This window comes from Streptomyces sp. G-G2, assembly GCF_030063135.1.
GTDB lineage: Bacteria > Actinomycetota > Actinomycetes > Streptomycetales > Streptomycetaceae > Streptomyces.
This window is the reverse complement of sequence record NZ_JASISO010000021.1, coordinates 113,729-129,914: the sequence shown is the minus strand read 5'-3', so window position 1 is coordinate 129,914 and position 16,186 is coordinate 113,729. Positions and strand designations below refer to the sequence as shown.

Genomic DNA, 16,186 nt, shown 5'->3' with positions numbered 1-16,186 from the left:
GGGGCGGGGGGGGGGGCGCGCGCGGGGGGGGGGGGGGGGGTGGCCGGTGTCCTCGGCGTATTCGGCCCGGGCCTGTTCCCGGCGGCGGCGCCAGGCCGGGTCGGCGGCGTCGACCCAGGTGACGACGGCGTCGATGGGGAAGTCGATGTCATCGGGGAAGCGCCGGGCGAGGGCGTCCACGACCGGGTACTCACGGTCGCCGACGCGGCGGGTGACCGTGGCGGCGAGGGAGGGCACCCACCAGCCGAAGGGGGTTTCCCGGATGGAGGCGACCCCGCCGGATCCGGATTCCGGCGGTTCCCAGAACTCCAGGTCGCAACCGTGGTCGGCGCCGAGGTAGAGAGTGCGGCCGGAGGTCACCACGGGTTGGTGCAGGCGGATCCCCTTGACCTTGTGCTGCGGGGCCCGGTCATCGCCCTCGCCCTGCTCGTCACTCGCGCCCGGGGCGGGGGTGCGGGCGGCTCCGGGCCCGGGAGCGGTCTCGGCTTCCATGGCGGCGACGGCCGCGGGCAGGTCCTCGGCGAGGGTGACGGCGAGGGTTCCGCCGTCACCGAGCAGTTCCGCGTAGACGGGGCGGCCGGTGAAGGCTTCCGCGCAGGCCTTCAGGGCGGTCTCGCGGACGCCGGGGGCGATGGCGAGGCGGTGCAGCAGCCCGCCGTCGGGGACCAGGCCGTAGCCGATGCCGGCGGATTCGAGGGCTTCGGCGGCGGCCCGGAGGTTCGCGGCACGGACGTCGGCGGGCAGCAGGTCGTCCCGTACGAGGGCCAGCCGGCCCCGGTAGCGGACGGCGCCCTCGGCCGGGGCGAGGACGGCGAGCAGCTCGTCCTCGCGGTCGGGGGGACGGGCGGTCGCGGTGGCGACCGCCGTGGCTTCCGTCCGCTCGCGCTCCGCCGGGCCGGGCTGTCGCGGGACGCGTGCGGAGGGGCGCAGTACGCGGACGAGGCGGGGCAGCCCGGTCCAGCGCAGGCGTCTGCTGATGGCGCTTATGCCCCTCAATGATCACACCTCGGAAGTTGCGGGAATGCCCTTATCCTCGGCCGTGAACAACAGTTCCACCCAGGTCAACATCACAATATGCCGAGATGGCTGAATATTGAACAGGACCTTCGACCTTTGGCGTTCCACACAATTGGGCAAGCTCACAGGCCTTTCACAGAAAACCCGCGGACCGCGCCCTCTCCTGCCCGAGCGGCCCCTGACCAACCCGGCGGATCAATGACCGCCTTTGCGGACGGCCCGCAGCCATTCCTTGTTCATCGCGGCTATGGACGGCAGCGGGATGCCTTTGGGGCAGGCGGTGGCGCACTCGCCGGTCAGGGTACAACCGCCGAACCCTTCACCGTCCATCCTGGCCACCATGTCCAGAACACGGGTCTCGCGCTCCGGGGAGCCCTGCGGAAGCACATTGAGATGGTTGATCTTGGCGGCGGTGAAGAGCATCGCCGAACCGTTGGGGCAGGCCGCCACGCACGCGCCGCAGCCGATGCACTCAGCGTTCTCGAAGGCGTGGTCGGCCACGGGCTTGGGCACGGCGGTGGCGTGCGCCTCGGGGGCCGCCCCGGTGGGGGCGGTGATGTAACCGCCCGCCTGGATGATCCGGTCGAAGGCGCTCCGGTCCACCACCAGGTCGCGGACGACCGGGAAGGCGGCGGCCCGCCAGGGCTCGACGTCGATGGTGTCGCCGTCGGCGAAGGACCGCATGTGGAGCTGGCAGGTGGTGGTCCGCTCCGGGCCGTGGGCGTCGCCGTTGATGACGAGGCTGCACGCGCCGCAGATGCCCTCGCGGCAGTCGTGGTCGAAGGCCACCGGGTCCTCGCCGCGCAGGATGAGGTCCTCGTTGAGGGTGTCGAGCATTTCCAGGAAGGACATGTCCTTCGAGATGCCGTCGACCTCGTAGGTGGCCATGGCGCCGGGGGCGTCGGCGTGCTGCTGGCGCCAGACGCGCAGGGTGAGCTTCATGCGTAGCTCCGCTGGGTGGGGTGGACGTACTCGAAGACGAGGTCTTCCTTGTGCAGGACGGGTGCGGCGCCGGTCTCGGTGAACTCCCAGGCCGCGGCGTACGAGAACTCCTCGTCCCGCCGTTCGGCCTCGCCCTCGGGGGTCTGGGATTCCGCACGGAAGTGGCCGCCGCAGGATTCGGCGCGGTGGAGGGCGTCGAGACACATCAGCTCGGCGAGTTCGAGATAGTCGACGACGCGGTTGGCCTTCTCCAGGGTCTGATTGAACTGTTCTCCGGTGCCCGGGACCTTGATCCGCCGCCAGAACTCCTCGCGGATCTCGGGGAGCCGGGCGAGTGCCTTGCGCAGCCCCTCTTCGGTGCGGGCCATGCCGCAGTACTCCCACATGAGTTCACCGATCTCACGATGGAAGGAGTCCGGGGTGCGGTCGCCGTCGGCCGCGATGAGCCGTTCGATCCGGGCGCGGGTCTCCCGTACGGCGGCGACGGCCTCGGGACGGGTGTCGTCCAGGACCTCGGTGCGGGGGTGGCGGGCGAGGTAGTCGCTGATGGTGGACGGCAGGACGAAGTAGCCGTCGGCGAGGCCCTGCATGAGCGCGGAGGCGCCGAGCCGGTTGGCGCCGTGGTCGGAGAAGTTGGCCTCGCCGATCGCGAAGAGGCCCGGCACGGTGGTGTGCAGGTCGTAGTCCACCCACAGGCCGCCCATCGTGTAGTGCACGGCGGGGTAGATCCGCATGGGGACCTCGTAGGGGTTCTCCGCGGTGATCCGCTCGTACATGTCGAAGAGGTTGCCGTACTTCTCGGCGACCTTGTCCTTGCCCATGCGGTGGATGGCGTCGGCGAAGTCGAGGTAGACGCCCTGGCCGCCCGGGCCCACGCCGCGGCCCTCGTCGCAGACGTTCTTGGCGGCGCGGGAGGCGATGTCGCGGGGGACGAGGTTGCCGAAGGAGGGGTAGATCCGCTCGAGGTAGTAGTCGCGCTCGTCCTCGGGGATCTCCTCGGCGGGGCGGGTGTCGCCGTGGGCCTTGGGGACCCAGATCCGGCCGTCGTTGCGCAGCGACTCGCTCATCAGGGTCAGCTTGGACTGGTGGTCGCCGGTGCGCGGGATGCAGGTGGGGTGGATCTGGGTGAAGCACGGGTTGGCGAAGTAGGCGCCGCGGCGGTGAGCGCGCCAGACCGCGGTCGCGTTGGAGTTCATGGCGTTGGTGGAGAGGTAGAAGACGTTGCCGTAGCCGCCGGTGGCGAGGACGACGGCGTCCGCGAAGTGGGTGGTGATCCGGCCCGTGACCAGGTCGCGGGCCACGATGCCGCGCGCCGTGCCGTCGACCACGATCAGGTCGAGCATCTCGGTGCGCGCGTGCATGTCCACGTTTCCGGCGGCGATCTGCCGGGAGAGCGCCTGGTAGGCGCCGAGCAGCAGTTGCTGGCCGGTCTGGCCGCGGGCGTAAAAGGTACGGGAGACCTGCACTCCACCGAAGGAACGGGTGTCGAGGAGGCCGCCGTACTCGCGGGCGAAGGGGACGCCCTGGGCCACGCACTGGTCGATGATCTCCACGGAGATCTGCGCGAGCCGGTGGACGTTGGACTCGCGGGCGCGGAAGTCGCCCCCCTTGACCGTGTCGTAGAAGAGACGGTGCACGGAGTCGCCGTCGTTGCGGTAGTTCTTGGCCGCGTTGATGCCGCCCTGCGCGGCGATGGAGTGGGCGCGGCGCGGGGAGTCCGAGAAACAGAACTGGACCACCTGGTAGCCCTGTTCGGCGAGGGTGGCGCCGGCCGCACCGCCCGCGAGGCCGGTGCCGACGACGATGACGGTGTGCTTGCGCCGGTTGGCCGGGTTGACCAGCTTGGCTTCGAAGCGGCGGCGGTCCCAGCGGTCGGCGACGGGGCCTTCGGGGGCTTTGGTGTCGGCTACCGGACCGCCGGTGCGGTAGTCGGTGTACTCGGTGCTCATGGTCAGCCCACCAATCCGGTCATGACGGAGACGGGGACGGAGACGAATCCCACGAAGAGGACGAGGGCCAGCAGGCTGGCGAGAGACTTGAGCGCCAGGTCGCGGCGGGCGTTGCCCGCGCCGAGGGTCTGGGCAGCGCTCCAGAATCCGTGCCGGACGTGCAGGGCGAGGGCCGCCATCGCGATGATGTAGATGACGTTGCCGTACCAGGTGGAGAAGGTGGCGACGACGTTCTCGTACGGATGGCCCTCCAGGGCCCGCTCGTTGACCGTGAGGGTGGTCAGGTCGAGGATGTGCCACACGATGAACAGGCCGAGGATCACCCCGCCCCAGCGCATGGTGCGGGTCGCGTAACTCGCACGCCTGCGCTTGTGGGCGTACTTGACGGGGCGCGCCTTGATGTCCCGTCGGCTCAGCTGGTAGGCGGAGACCGCGTGCCCCACGACGGCGGCGAGCAGGACGATCCGGGTGATCCACAGCCCCCAGTGGCTGTGCAGGACGGGCGCGCCCATGTGGCGCAGCCAGGCCGCGTAACCGTTGAACTCCTCGGGTCCGAAGAAGATCTTGAGGTTGCCGAACATGTGGACGACGAGGTATCCGAGCATGATCAACCCGGACACCGCCATGACGGTCTTCTTGCCGACGGAGGAGTCCCAGAGCGTGCGCGTGGTGGACGGCCGTCGGCCCGTCCGCGTTGCCAGAGCCATAGGTCCAGACGTTAGGGACCAAGGGCCCCAAAGGTCCAAGACATGATGGGGCTCATCCTGATAGGCACCCCCTATCAGAGGGCTTAAGCTGGGACAATGCAATTCCAGCAGCTCGTGTACTTCGTGGCCGTGGCCGAGACCCGCCACTTCACCCGGGCGGCGGAGCGGGTACACGTCGCCCAACCGTCGCTCTCGCAGCAGATCAGGGCGCTGGAGCGGGAGCTGGGGGCGGAGCTGTTCAGCCGGGCGCGGGGGAACATCGCGCTCACCGAGGCGGGCGAGACCCTGCTGCCGCTGGCCCGGCGGATCCTGGCGGACGCCGACACGGCCCGGCTGGAGGTGCAGGAGCTGGCGCAGCTGCGGCGGGGGCGGGTGCGGCTGGGGGCGACCCCGAGCGTCTGCACGGGGCTCCTGCCGGACGTCCTGCGCGCCTTCCACACGGCCCACCCCGGGATCGAGCTGCTGATCGAGGAGAGCGGATCGCTGGACCTGGTGCGGGAGCTGGCGCGGGGGGCCCTGGACCTGGCACTGATCACACTGCCCCTCCCGCCGTCGGCGCCCGCACTGACGACGGTGGAGCTGCTGACGGAAGACCTGGTGGTGGTCTCCTCGGCGGAGCTGCCACCCCCGGGGAACGGAGGCCCGCTCCACATCCGCGAGCTGCGGGACGAGCCGATGGTGATGTTCCGGCACGGCTACGACCTGCGGGAGCTGACGGTGACGGCGTGCCGGGCCGAGGGGTTCGAGCCGGTGTTCACGGTGGAGGGCGGGGAGATGGACGCGGTCCTCGGCTTCGTACGCGCGGGGCTGGGTGTCGCGGTGGTCCCGGCGATGGTGGTCGACCACGCGGGTCAAGGGCTGCGGACCACCGTCCTGGCGGGCTCCCCGCTGCGCCGCACGATCGCCCTGGCCCACCGCACGGACGTGGCCCCGCCGCGCGCCGCCCGGGAGTTGAAGCGGATCCTGGTGGGCTGAGCGGCTCCGGCGGTGCGATCCGCGCCGACCGGCCCACCAGCGGAAACCGGGCTGCTCGGAGACCGGCCGGGCCATTACTGTCCTGGCATGAGCACACCCTCCTATCCGCCCAAGCCCGGACCGGGTGACCGCATCGCCATCATCTCCCCCTCCTCCGGACTGCCCGGGATCCTGCCCCTCCCCTACGAGCTGGGACTCGCCCGGCTCCGAACGGAGTTCGGACTGGAACCGGTGGAGTATCCGGCGACCCGGAAAATGGGCTCCTCGGCCGGGGAGCGCGCCGACGACATCCACGCCGCGTTCGCCGATCCGACGGTCAAAGCCGTGATGGCCAGCATCGGGGCGACGACCAGATCACCGTGCTGCCCCTGCTGGACGGGGAGTTGCTCCGGGCCCACCCCAAGCCGTTCATCGGGTTCAGCGACAACACCAACCTGCTGCTGTACCTGCGGAACCTGGGCATCGTGTCCTATCACGGCGCGACCGTGATGACGGAGCTGGGACGGCCCCACGCACCGCACCCGATGACCTTCGCGTCGCTCCGCGCGGCCCTGTTCACCTCGGGCCCCTATGAACTGCGCCCGGCCGAGCGGTACCGCGACACCGACCGGGACTGGGCCGATCCGGCCACCTTCGAGGCCGAGCCCGCGTCCCGCCCCGCGGACGGCTGGATCTGGCACCAGCCGGACCGGGTGGTCGAGGGGTTGAGCTGGGGCGGCAACCTGGAGATCATTTCCTTGCTGCTGATGGCAGACCGGGAGATCGAAGGAGCGCGGGGCGCCACCGGAGGCGGGGTGCTGTTCCTGGAGACCTCCGAGGACATGCCTGGGGCGGAAGAGGTGTACCGCATCCTGCGCGCCATGGGCGAGCGCGGCCTGCTCTCCCGGTTCTCCGCGCTGCTGATGGGCCGCGCCAAGGCGTGGTCCCTGGACCGGCCGAACAGCGTCGAGGACAGGCTGCGCTACACCGTGGAGCAGCGGGAGGCAGTCCTGCGGGCGCTGACGGCGTACGCCCCCGACATGATGGCCGTCTTCGACGTGGACTTCGGACATACCGACCCCCAGGTGGTCATCCCGTGCGGTGGCGTGGTGCGGGTGGACGGCCCCGAGCGACGGATCACGGTGACGTACTGACCCGACCCCTCAGACCTGCCCCTCGGATCCGCCTCCAGGGGCGGGCGGTCAGGTGCGGGCGGTCAGGTGCGGGCGGTGAGCGTCCGGTCGAGACCCTGGGCCAGCGTCGCGAAGGCCGCGTCGGCTTCCGCCGCCGCCGCCTCCTGGGCCTCGGCCGCGCTCTGGCCGCCTTCTATGCGGCGCCAGTTCGCGCGCCCCAGCTCGTGCCGGGCGGTCACCAGGTACAGGGCGGCCAGCCGCGCCGGAAGGGCCTCCGCCGATTCCGCTTCCAGCACGTCGGCGAGCAGTTCCACCTCGCGGGCGGTGTAGTGGGCGATGCGCGCCTCGAGGCTCGACGTCGAGTACAGCAGTCGCTGGAACGCGATGACGTTCGGGTGGTCGCTGATGCCCGTGATCGGGTCGTGCGCGGCGAGCGCGGCGATGAAGTGGGCGTGCAGGGCCTCGACCGGAGTCTGGCCGACGGGCCGCTCGCGCACGATGCGCGCCGCCTCGTCCTGGTGGTCGGCGAAGCGGTCCAGCACCAGGTCCTCCTTGCTCGGGAAGTAGCGGAACAGGGTGGGCTTGGACACCTCTGCCGCGGCCGCGACGTCCGCGACCGACACGGCGTCGAAGCCGCGCTCGAGGAAGAGTTCGAGCGCGGTCCCGGCGAGCTGCTGCCGCGTGCGCTGCTTCTTGGTCTCGCGGAGCCCGGCCGCCTGGGGGCCCGTCGTGGGTTCAGTCGTGTTTTCCATACACGACACCATAGCCATCATTTTGCAACCGAGTCAAGTTTTTAACTGGGTTGCTTTTTCTGTGTTGATCCGCTTGACTGGAGACATCGAGCGGCAACCGAGAATGCGGAGGACCTCTGATGACGGACGTACTGGATGCCTCGTACGCGCCGGGTGCGCGAGACGTAATGACCACGGATGTGCTGATCGTGGGGGCCGGACCGACCGGCCTCACCCTCGCCTGCGATCTCGTCCGCAGGGGCGCCCACGTCCGGTTGGTCGACCGGCGGGCCGGCCCTCACCACGAATCACGCGGCAAGACCCTGCATCCCGGCAGCCTCGAGGTGTTCGAAGCTCTCGGCGTGGCCGACCGGATGGCGGCCACCGGCAGCACGGGCCTGGTGTTCCGCAAGTACTTCGACGGGGAGTACGTGAGCGACACCCGCTACGACTCCTCGGTGTTCATGGCGCAGTGGCAGATCGAGGAGATCCTCCGCGATCTGCTGGCCGCATCCGGGGTCCACGTGGAGTACGACGCCCCGGTCGAGGCGGTGTCCCAGGACGGGGCCGGGGTGCGGGTGGCCCTCGCGGACGGCCGGACCCTCGGGGCCGCTTATCTGGCGGGCTGCGACGGTGGGCGCAGCACCGTCCGCGGCCTGCTGGGCATCCGCTTCCGGGGGAGCACCGAGGACGCGCAGTCGATGGTGGTCGGGGACGTGACCGCGCCGGGGCTGAGCCGGGAGTACTGGCACCAGTGGTTCACCTCGGAAGGCGGGGCCATGATGCTCTGCCCGATACCGGGGACGCGAACGTTCCAGCTCCAGGCCTCGCCGGAACTCGACGGCCGGGGGGAGCCGGTGGCGCCCTCCCTGGAAGGTCTCCAGCGGCTCTTCGACCGCCATGCACGGGTCCCCGGGGTCCGGCTGGCCGAGCCGACGTGGCTCTCGTCCTGGCGCGTCAACGTCCGGATGGCCGAACGGATCCGGCAGGGCCGCTGCTTCCTCGCCGGGGACGCGGCTCACGTCCACCCGATAGCGGGTGGGCTGGGCATGAACACCGGGATCCAGGACGCCGCCGCCCTGGGCCGCGTCCTGGCCCACGCGCTCGCGGGCACCGAGGGCGAGGAGCCCCTCGACGACTACGAGGCCGAGCGGCTCCCCGTCGCCGCCCATGTCCTGGCCGATGCCTCGGCCCGCCACGAACGCGTCCTGGCGGCGGTCCGCGAGCCCGGCCGGGGGACGGAGGCGGGCCTGGACTGACCACACCTCAGCCCCGGAGCTCAGGACACAGGGCTCAGGACACAGGGATCATGTCTCGCGGCTCAGGAGTCAGGGCGCACGGCTCAGGGAGTGGGGACGGCGTCACAGAGCGAGAGGGTGTGGATGCGGTCAGGGGAACCGGGACGGGCGTAGTACCAGCCCTGGGCCGTATCGCAGCCGAGAGCCCGTAGTTGGGCCGCCTGAACACCGGTTTCGACTCCCTCGACCGTCACGGCGAGTTCCAGGCTGTGGGCCAGCGCGACGATGCCCTCCACGATCTTCACGTCGACCGGGTTGGCGGGCTCCTGCTGCATGCCCTGGGTGAAGGAGCGGTCCAGCTTCAGGACACTCACCGGCAGGCGGCGCAGGTTGGCGAGGTTCGAGTAGCCCGTGCCGAAGTCGTCGAGCGCGATGTCCACACCGATGGCGGCCAAGCGGCGCAGCGGTTCGAGGAGTTCGTCGTCGGCGCCGATCAGGGCCGACTCGGTGACCTCCAGGCACAGCGCGCCCGGATCCAGACCGGAGCTCTCCAGCACCGCCACGGTGTCGGCCACCAGACCGGGGTGGTGGAGCTGGGTCGGCGAGAGGTTCACGTTGATCCGCAGGGCCGAACCACCGTGCTCGCGCTGCCAGCTGCGGGCCTGGCGGACCGCCTCCTCCAGCACCCAGCGGCCCAGCGGCACGATCAGCCCGGTCCGCTCGGCGAGCGGGATGAAGCGGTCCGGTCCGAGCACTCCGTACTGGGGGTGCGACCAGCGCACCAGCGCCTCGGCCCCGTGCACGCTGCCGTCGTGCATGTGCACCAGCGGCTGGTACTCGATGAAGAACTCGCCCCGCTCCAGAGCCGCGGGCAGCGCGTTCGTCAGCCCGTGCCGGGTGATCGCCCGGGCGTCCGCCTCCTCGTCGGCGAACTCGAACCGGTTGCCGCCCGCCGCCTTCGCGCGGTACATGGTGATGTCCGCGCTGCGCAGCACCTCGGCGGCCGTCCGCGATCCGGCCGGGCCCTCCACGATGCCGATGCTGCCCCTGACCGTCAGTTCGCGCCCCTCCAGCCTGATCGGCGTGGCGAGTGCGGACAGCACGCGCATCGCCAGGTCGGTGACCTTCTGCTCGGTCTCCGGCCCCGTGGTCAGGGCCACGAACTCGTCCCCGCCCAGCCGGGCGACCACCTCGCCGGGCCCGGTGGCGCAGCTCTGCAGCCGGTCCGCGACCTCGACGAGCAGCCGGTCTCCCGCCGAGTGCCCGAGGCTGTCGTTGACGGTCTTGAACCCGTCGAGGTCCAGGTAGCAGAGGCCGAAGCGGCTGCCCCCGGCTCCGCTGAGGGCCTTCTCCAGCCGTTCGAAGAAGAGCGTCCGGTTGGGCAGCCCGGTCAGCGCGTCGTGCGTGGCCTCGTAGCGCAGCCGCAGGTTCAGCAGTCGCCGCTCGGTCGTGTCCTCCATCAGGGCCAGCTGGTACTGCGGAGTACCGTCGGCGTCACGCAGCAGGGAGACCGTCAGATTGGTCCACAGAACCGTTCCGTCATGCCGGTAGTACGGCTTCTCCACCCGGTAGTGCTCGCGTTCGCCGCGCACCAGCTCCCCGTACATCCGCCACACGTGCGGGGTGTCGTCGGGATGGCTCCACTCATTGACGTTGCGGCCCCGGACATGCCCCTCCAGGCCGCCGAACATCCGCAGCAGCGTGTCGTTGATCTCCAGGACGTTGCCTTCGAGGTCCGCGATGCCGATGCCGATGGCCGCGCCCTCGAAGACCGCGCGGAACCGCGCCTCGCTCGCGTGCAGGGCCTGCTGCGCGTCGATGCGGGCGGTCAGCGCCGAACGGGCGATGGCTTCCTGCTCCTTGAGGGTCCGTTCGCGCAGGGAACGGGCGAAGCCCGCCGCGATGCCGTGCTGGAGCCGGGCACAGCGGGCCCGGTACTCCTCGGACTCGTCCACTCCCCTGCCGTCCGGGCCGCAGTACAGGACCAGGTAGGCCTCGACCACGCCGAGGGTGCCCGCCAGGGCCTCGGGGTCGGTGCAGTGCACGGCGACGAGTTCCGCGCCGACCCGCTGGCCGACGGTGGCGTCGAAGGGCCGGGCGTGCAGGGCCTCGGCCAGGGTGCGGGCGAGCGGTACGAGATGCCGTTCGAACTCCACCCGGGTGAGCGAGGTGGCGGTGACCGGGAAGATGGCCCGGCTCCAGATGGTGGCGAAGCGTCCGATCCGGTCCTCGGGGTCGGCGGGCAGAGCCGGCGCGGAGGGCCTGGAGGACACCGAATACGCGGAACGCCCAGAGGCCGTGGAGGAGCCCACTCGGACCTGCGGGGCCTGCGGGGCACGTGATGCCGACGGTACGGAAGGTGCTGCGGGTGCCGAGGAAGCCGCAGGAGCCGCCGGGGCCAGCGGGACCCGGGCACCCGAGGAGCGGATCGGCCCCGGCTGCCCCGCCTGTCCCTCTTGCTCCGCCTGTCCCGCCGTCTGAGCCTGGAGTCTCACGCCTTGCGTCCCACGCCCGCGAAGCCCGAGAAGGCGTACGGGTCCTCCTGGACCTCACCGTCCTCCGCGCTCTCCGGCCGCCACTGGGGCATGGAGACGAGCCCGGGTTCGACCCACTCGAACCCGTCGAAGAAGCGGCCGATGTCCTCGCCCGAGCGCATCACCAGCGGGCTGCGGATGTCCCGGTAGACCCCGACGGCCCCACCCGCGACCTCTTCCGCGACCGGGACGCCCTCGTACGAGGCGTGCGTGAGCACCAGCAGGCTGCCGGGGGCCAGCGCGTCCCGCAGCGCGGCCACCGAGGCGTACGGCTCGTCCGCGTCCTCGAGGAAGTGCAGGACGGCGACGAGCAGCAGGGCCACCGGCCGGTCCAGGTCGAGCAGCCCCGTCACTTCGGGGCTCTCCAGGATGTCCTGCGGCTTGCGCAGGTCGGCGGCGACGATCCCGGTGCGTTCGGTCCCGGCCAGGACGGCCTGGCTGTGCGCGACGGCGACCGGGTCGTGGTCGACGTACACCACCCGCGCCTCGGGGCTGGCGGCCTGGGCGATCTCGTGGACATTGCCGAAGGTGGGGATGCCGGAGCCGATGTCGAGGAACTGGGTGATGCCCTCGGAGGCGGCGTAGCGCACGGCGCGGCGCATGAATGCCCGGTTGGCCTGCATGATCTTGGGAAGGCCGGGGATGAATTCCATGGCGCGGCGGGCCGCTTGACGGTCGACCTCGAAATTGTGGGAGCCGCCCAGGTAGTAATCGTAGATGCGGGACACGCTCGGCACCGATATGTCGATGCCTGGCGGGGCCCAGGCGGGTCGCTCCATCGGGGTCTCCAAGCCGTAGTGCGTCGGCGTCCGGGGGTCTCGGACAGCTGTCCGAGCCGAATGTACTGATCATTGCCCAATGGAGCGAGCAAAAGCGGAAATTGGGGGTCCGGTCTTCGTCACACACCAAAGCCACCACGGGTACCGCTCGGGCCGAATGATCGAAACCGACAAGTCCCTTTTGGGAATTGGCCGTCATGCGATCGAAGACCGCCGCTCGCTGGCTCAAACCTCTACGGTCCCAACTCCGCCCGTTCGGAGGAACCAGGACCGGTGGCGCCGCACGCGCGGGGGCGTGGCCCCATGCTCCCCGGGTGAACAGACCCTGTACCAGGCGCCTGCTGGCGGTCCCGGTCCTGTTGTGGGCGGCGCTGTCCGCCACACCGGCCGTGGCCGATAGCCGCGCCTACCCGATGCCCGGCCCGGACGGCGGCGCGACCCCCGTCGAGCTGGTCGCGGCAGCCCGGAGCGACGGTCTCGGCGGCGGTGCCGGGGGTTCCCAGGGTGGCGGACATCACGGCGAAGGCCCCACCGCCGGCCACGACGGCGGCCGCACCCCCGCCCTCGCACCGGGCGCCGGCCACGCCCGTGCACCCGGCCGCGCCCCCGTACCCGGCCTCGTACCCGCCCTCGGCCACGGCCTCTCAGCCGTCCTCGAAGTCACCCTCGGCGGCGCACACGACAGCGGTCACCACTCCCCGCCGCCCCCGCCGTGCCCACCGCCGCCCCCATGGTCGCCCCGCCGAAGAAGCCGGTGGCCAGGCCCTCTTACCGCGCGGAGGCCCGTAAACCGGTCGAGCACCACATCTCACCGGTCACCTTCACCCTGCTCACGGCGGCCCCTGCCGTACTCGCCATCGTCGCGCTGCGCCCGCGCTAACACGTCGGGCGCCGCGCACCGACCCGACCCGTTTCCCGTGGGAGTTCGTTTTGTCGGAATGGCTCGTCCTGTCCTTAGCGATGGCCGCGGCGTGCGCCGTGGTGCTGTCCATCACCTTCTTCAACCACCGGCGGATCGGCGAGGACGACGATCCCAACGAAACCCCGGACGTCATCGAGTACATGACGATGATGATCGGGGTGATCTACGCGATCGTGCTGGGCCTGGCGATCGCGGGCGTCTGGGAGGGCCGCGGCGCCGCCCAGGAGTACGTACGCCAGGAGGCCCAGGCCCTCCACGAGATCAGCGTCCGCGCCGAGGTCTATCCGGTGGCGGTGCGCACGAGGATCCGCACCGATGTCGACGCCTACGTGACCCAGGTGGTGACCAAGGAGTGGAAGGAGATGGCCGACAGCGGCGAGGTCTCGGACCAGGGCACCCAACTGCTCGGCCGGATCCGCCGCGACGTCACGGACTACGAGCCGCAGACCGACCACGAGGGACAGGCCTACCAGCCGCTCGTGGACCAGGTCGGCATCGTGGACGACGCCCGCAGCTCGCGCCTGCAGAGCGCCGGGGCCACCATGCCGGGGGTCGTCTGGTTCGGGCTGATCGCCGGGGCGCTGGTGACGGTGGGGCTGATCTTCACCCTGCAGATCCGGCGTTCGTTCCGGGAGCTGCTGCTAGCCGGGCTGTTCAGCGCGCTGATCGCGTTCCTGCTTTTCCTGATCTGGGACTTCGACGCGCCGTTCAGCCGCGGGGTCTCGGCCACCGCCGAGCCGTTCTTCCAGCAGTTCTCGCATCTGGGGCTGGACACCGGCTGAGAGCGGGCCGGAGCCGGAAGCGGCTGAGAGCGGGCCGGAGCCGGGCCGGCCCGGCAAACCGGGGGCGGGTGTCCGCCCCCGGTTCGGCGTACAGGTATGACCCGTTTGCCCGTTCCTGATCGCGGGGGACCGGGGACGCACCTAGCGTGTCGGACATCGAGGCGCACGTCCCCCCTTGTGCGGAAAACCGTTCCGCTGCTGCTGCTCCTCGGGGATCCGGAGACCCACCATGGGTGCGATACGTACCTCAGCCAAAGTCTTCTTCGCCGCCGGGGCCGCGGGCGCGGTCCTCGTCCTCAGCCTGCCGTCCGCCGTCGCTGCGGAGGCCCAGCCCATCACGTCGTTCGCCTTCGCCGTGGCCCCCTCGACGGTCGCCCCCGGCGGCACGGTCGTGCTGTCCGTCACCGGCTGCACGGCGGCGAGCACCAGCGTCTCCTCCGGGATCTTCGACACCGTGAGCGTCCCGAAGGGCAGCACCGTACGCGTCACGGTGGACCGGGACGCCCGGCGCGGGGCCCGCTACTCCGTCAACTTCACCTGCGGCAACGAGACCGGCTCCGCCGATGTCACCATCGCGGGCGGGACGAGCGCACCAACGACGAGTTCCACGGCGGCGCCGCGCGGTGTGCGCGGCGGTCTCGGCAGCACCAGCGAGGCCGGGATGAACGTGATGGAACTGGCGGCGGGAGCCGGGCTCTTCCTGGCCGCGGCCGCCGGTACGGCGTTCGTGGTCCGGCGCCGGTCGGGTTCCCGCGAACACTGACGTCGGGTTCCCGCGAACACTGACGTCCGGCCGCTCCCCCACCCCGTGCCCGTCGCCCCGCCGACCCGCCGACCGAGTGACGGCGGGGGCCGGACCGACCGCCGGTCGTCCCGAGTCCTGGCCGGGCCCCCCCCGGCGGGTTCACGGGCTGGTGGGCGCGACCGGGGAGGCTGCCGGTCAGACCCGCCCGTGGACCGGGCGGCGGCGGCGCATCACGTGGATGCCCGCGCCGAGGGCCGCCACGCCGACGAGGCCCGCGCCGATGGCGGTCTCGGCGGTGGACGGGCCGAAGGAGCCGCCGAGACCGCCCTGGGCGCCCCGGCCGTCGAGGATCCGGAAGCGGTGGGTGGCGACGAGGCTGTTGTCGTGGCACTTGACCGAGAGCGTCTGGTCGCCGGTCCGGCCGTCGTCCTTGATCCGTACGGTCGCGAAGCCGATAGACCCGGCCGACAGGTTCGTCTGCTCGAAGTTGCCGTGCGACCAGACCGTGCCGCCGTGGCCGCAGCCGGCCGCGCTGACCTGCATCGTGGCGCCCTGGTGGACGGAGTACGGATTGACCGTGACATTGCTGGGCCCGTTGGTTGCGCTGGCGAACGGCGAGGCGAGACCGACGGCGGCGAAGGCCGCCGCGGTCACGGTGAGAGCGCGAAAAGCACGCATGGTGGAACCTCCAGCGGGAAGCGCCCCGGAGCGGTGGCGCCCGGGATCATCGACGAGAACGCCTCCCATCACGAACCCTCCGTGCGGTCCGCAACCAGCGCATTTCCGGCTTTGGGCCGCCCGGTTGAGCGACACGCCGAAGCGCGGACGGCTCGGCTGACGGATCCGCAGGTCACGACCCGTCAGGCATTTATGTGACGATTACCTGGATGGGCGCATCCCTTACGGCCCCCCGCGCGGATCCCGTGGCGCTCCGCCACCCGTTCGCCCCGCCCCCCTCGCCGTCCCGCGCGGACGCCCTTAGCGTGCGTGAAGCGGGGGGTGTACGAAGCAGGGCATCCGGGGCGGGAACGGAACGCGGGTCGGGACCCCCGCGTCGGGAAGGGAGAAATGAGCGAGGAAGAGACCCAGCAGTCACGAAGACGCTCTCCGTGGGGTGTGGTCGCCCTGGTCATGCTCACCGGCCTCGCCATGGTCCGGAACGGGGCGGAGTTCGAGCACGGGCCCCCGCAGCCCGCCGCCGCGGCGGCGGTCGCGGTGCGCCCCCAGCAGCAGCCGACGCCGGCGCAGAGCGCGCCCGCGCCCGCGCCGAATCTGGAGGTGCTGGAGCACTCCTCGGTGCAGCGAGTGCGGATCCCGTCGATCAGCGTGGACGCGCCGGTGATGACGGTGGGGCTGGACGCGGAGGGCTGGATCGACGCGCCGCCGCCCCAGGATCCGAACCTGGCGGGCTGGTACCTCAACGGCATCTCGCCCGGCCAGCAGGGTTCGGCGGTGATCGTGGGGCACGTGGACAACGCGAAGGGCCCGGCGGTCTTCTACGGCCTGGGCTCGGTCCGCAAGGGCAGCCGCATCGAGGTGCAGCGCTACGACGGACGTACGGCGGTGTTCGAGGTGTACGGCGTGGAGGTCTTCTCCAAGGACGCCTTCCCCGGAGCCCGGGTGTATGGGGACACCGGCCAGCCGGAACTCCGGGTGATCACATGTGGCGGCGGATACTCCAAGAACCGCGGCTACGACGGCAATGTGGTCGTCTTCGCCCGCATGGTCGAGACGCGCTGAGACCGGTCCGGGC

Annotated in this window: 14 protein-coding genes and 1 pseudogene; 7 read left to right on the top strand and 8 right to left on the bottom strand. The window is 71.2% G+C overall.

Features of this window, described 5'->3' with window-relative positions:
• The 4 genes from QMF80_RS18650 to QMF80_RS18635 all read right to left on the bottom strand — a co-directional run.
• Nucleotides 1-996: Stealth CR1 domain-containing protein (locus tag QMF80_RS18650; RefSeq protein ID WP_283454713.1), on the bottom strand; the 996-nt coding region annotated here is incomplete at its 3' end.
• Nucleotides 997-1,212: 216 nt separating this feature from the next.
• Nucleotides 1,213-1,959, bottom strand: coding sequence for a succinate dehydrogenase/fumarate reductase iron-sulfur subunit (locus QMF80_RS18645; RefSeq protein WP_283454712.1), 747 nt, complete (start codon nucleotides 1,957-1,959; stop codon nucleotides 1,213-1,215).
• Complete coding sequence (locus QMF80_RS18640) at nucleotides 1,956-3,908, bottom strand: fumarate reductase/succinate dehydrogenase flavoprotein subunit (protein ID WP_283454711.1); 1,953 nt, start codon at nucleotides 3,906-3,908, stop codon at nucleotides 1,956-1,958. Before QMF80_RS18640 ends, QMF80_RS18645 begins: the two co-directional genes overlap by 4 nt.
• A gap of 2 nt (nucleotides 3,909-3,910) precedes the next feature.
• Nucleotides 3,911-4,615 (bottom strand): succinate dehydrogenase cytochrome b subunit, encoded by a 705-nt coding sequence (locus QMF80_RS18635; protein WP_283454710.1) that lies wholly within the window; start codon nucleotides 4,613-4,615, stop codon nucleotides 3,911-3,913.
• Nucleotides 4,616-4,711: 96 nt separating this feature from the next.
• On the opposite strand from QMF80_RS18635, the gene QMF80_RS18630 reads away from it, so the two are divergent.
• Nucleotides 4,712-5,590: a LysR family transcriptional regulator gene (locus QMF80_RS18630; RefSeq protein ID WP_283454708.1), complete on the top strand. Its 879-nt coding sequence runs from the start codon at nucleotides 4,712-4,714 to the stop codon at nucleotides 5,588-5,590.
• Between the two features lie 87 nt (nucleotides 5,591-5,677).
• Nucleotides 5,678-6,723 (top strand): annotated as a pseudogene (locus QMF80_RS18625) (S66 family peptidase).
• Between the two features lie 62 nt (nucleotides 6,724-6,785).
• Here the strand turns inward: QMF80_RS18625 and QMF80_RS18620 are convergent.
• Nucleotides 6,786-7,454, bottom strand: a complete 669-nt coding sequence (locus tag QMF80_RS18620) for a TetR/AcrR family transcriptional regulator (protein WP_283454706.1) — start codon at nucleotides 7,452-7,454, stop codon at nucleotides 6,786-6,788.
• Between the two features lie 119 nt (nucleotides 7,455-7,573).
• Between QMF80_RS18620 and QMF80_RS18615 the strand changes: the two genes are divergently transcribed.
• Complete coding sequence (locus QMF80_RS18615; RefSeq protein ID WP_283454704.1) at nucleotides 7,574-8,692, top strand: FAD-dependent oxidoreductase; 1,119 nt, start codon at nucleotides 7,574-7,576, stop codon at nucleotides 8,690-8,692.
• Between the two features lie 83 nt (nucleotides 8,693-8,775).
• On the opposite strand, the gene QMF80_RS18610 is transcribed toward QMF80_RS18615, so the two are convergent.
• The gene (locus tag QMF80_RS18610; RefSeq protein WP_283454702.1) at nucleotides 8,776-10,944 is read right to left on the bottom strand and encodes a putative bifunctional diguanylate cyclase/phosphodiesterase; all 2,169 of its coding nucleotides are present in this window, start codon (nucleotides 10,942-10,944) and stop codon (nucleotides 8,776-8,778) included.
• A gap of 218 nt (nucleotides 10,945-11,162) precedes the next feature.
• On the bottom strand, nucleotides 11,163-11,984 hold the full coding sequence (locus QMF80_RS18605; RefSeq protein WP_283454701.1) for an SAM-dependent methyltransferase: 822 nt from the start codon (nucleotides 11,982-11,984) through the stop codon (nucleotides 11,163-11,165).
• Nucleotides 11,985-12,696: 712 nt separating this feature from the next.
• Here QMF80_RS18605 and QMF80_RS18600 point away from each other — a divergent pair.
• From QMF80_RS18600 to QMF80_RS18590, 3 genes are all read left to right on the top strand, one after another.
• Nucleotides 12,697-12,864 carry a hypothetical protein gene (locus QMF80_RS18600; protein WP_283454699.1) on the top strand — a complete coding sequence of 56 codons (168 nt, stop codon included), beginning with the start codon at nucleotides 12,697-12,699 and terminating at the stop codon, nucleotides 12,862-12,864.
• Nucleotides 12,865-12,914: 50 nt separating this feature from the next.
• Complete coding sequence (locus tag QMF80_RS18595) at nucleotides 12,915-13,688, top strand: bestrophin-like domain (protein ID WP_283454697.1); 774 nt, start codon at nucleotides 12,915-12,917, stop codon at nucleotides 13,686-13,688.
• Between the two features lie 229 nt (nucleotides 13,689-13,917).
• Nucleotides 13,918-14,451: a hypothetical protein gene (locus QMF80_RS18590; protein WP_283454695.1), complete on the top strand. Its 534-nt coding sequence runs from the start codon at nucleotides 13,918-13,920 to the stop codon at nucleotides 14,449-14,451.
• Between the two features lie 177 nt (nucleotides 14,452-14,628).
• On the opposite strand, the gene QMF80_RS18585 is transcribed toward QMF80_RS18590, so the two are convergent.
• A complete protein-coding gene (locus QMF80_RS18585) occupies nucleotides 14,629-15,111 on the bottom strand; it encodes a hypothetical protein (RefSeq protein ID WP_283454693.1) in 483 nt (160 codons plus the stop codon).
• A 390-nt stretch (nucleotides 15,112-15,501) separates the two neighbouring features.
• On the opposite strand from QMF80_RS18585, the gene QMF80_RS18580 reads away from it, so the two are divergent.
• Nucleotides 15,502-16,173 carry a class F sortase gene (locus QMF80_RS18580; RefSeq protein ID WP_283454691.1) on the top strand — a complete coding sequence of 224 codons (672 nt, stop codon included), beginning with the start codon at nucleotides 15,502-15,504 and terminating at the stop codon, nucleotides 16,171-16,173.
• Nucleotides 16,174-16,186: the final 13 nt, after the last annotated feature.

Coding starts and splice junctions, on each gene's coding strand:
- QMF80_RS18645 (WP_283454712.1), bottom strand. CDS start 1,959: ATGAAGCTCACCCTGCGCGTCTGGCGCCAGCAGCACGCCGACGCCCCC.
- QMF80_RS18640 (WP_283454711.1), bottom strand. CDS start 3,908: ATGAGCACCGAGTACACCGACTACCGCACCGGCGGTCCGGTAGCCGAC.
- QMF80_RS18635 (WP_283454710.1), bottom strand. CDS start 4,615: ATGGCTCTGGCAACGCGGACGGGCCGACGGCCGTCCACCACGCGCACG.
- QMF80_RS18630 (WP_283454708.1), top strand. CDS start 4,712: ATGCAATTCCAGCAGCTCGTGTACTTCGTGGCCGTGGCCGAGACCCGC.
- QMF80_RS18620 (WP_283454706.1), bottom strand. CDS start 7,454: ATGGAAAACACGACTGAACCCACGACGGGCCCCCAGGCGGCCGGGCTC.
- QMF80_RS18615 (WP_283454704.1), top strand. CDS start 7,574: ATGACGGACGTACTGGATGCCTCGTACGCGCCGGGTGCGCGAGACGTA.
- QMF80_RS18605 (WP_283454701.1), bottom strand. CDS start 11,984: ATGGAGCGACCCGCCTGGGCCCCGCCAGGCATCGACATATCGGTGCCG.
- QMF80_RS18590 (WP_283454695.1), top strand. CDS start 13,918: ATGGGTGCGATACGTACCTCAGCCAAAGTCTTCTTCGCCGCCGGGGCC.
- QMF80_RS18585 (WP_283454693.1), bottom strand. CDS start 15,111: ATGCGTGCTTTTCGCGCTCTCACCGTGACCGCGGCGGCCTTCGCCGCC.
- QMF80_RS18580 (WP_283454691.1), top strand. CDS start 15,502: ATGAGCGAGGAAGAGACCCAGCAGTCACGAAGACGCTCTCCGTGGGGT.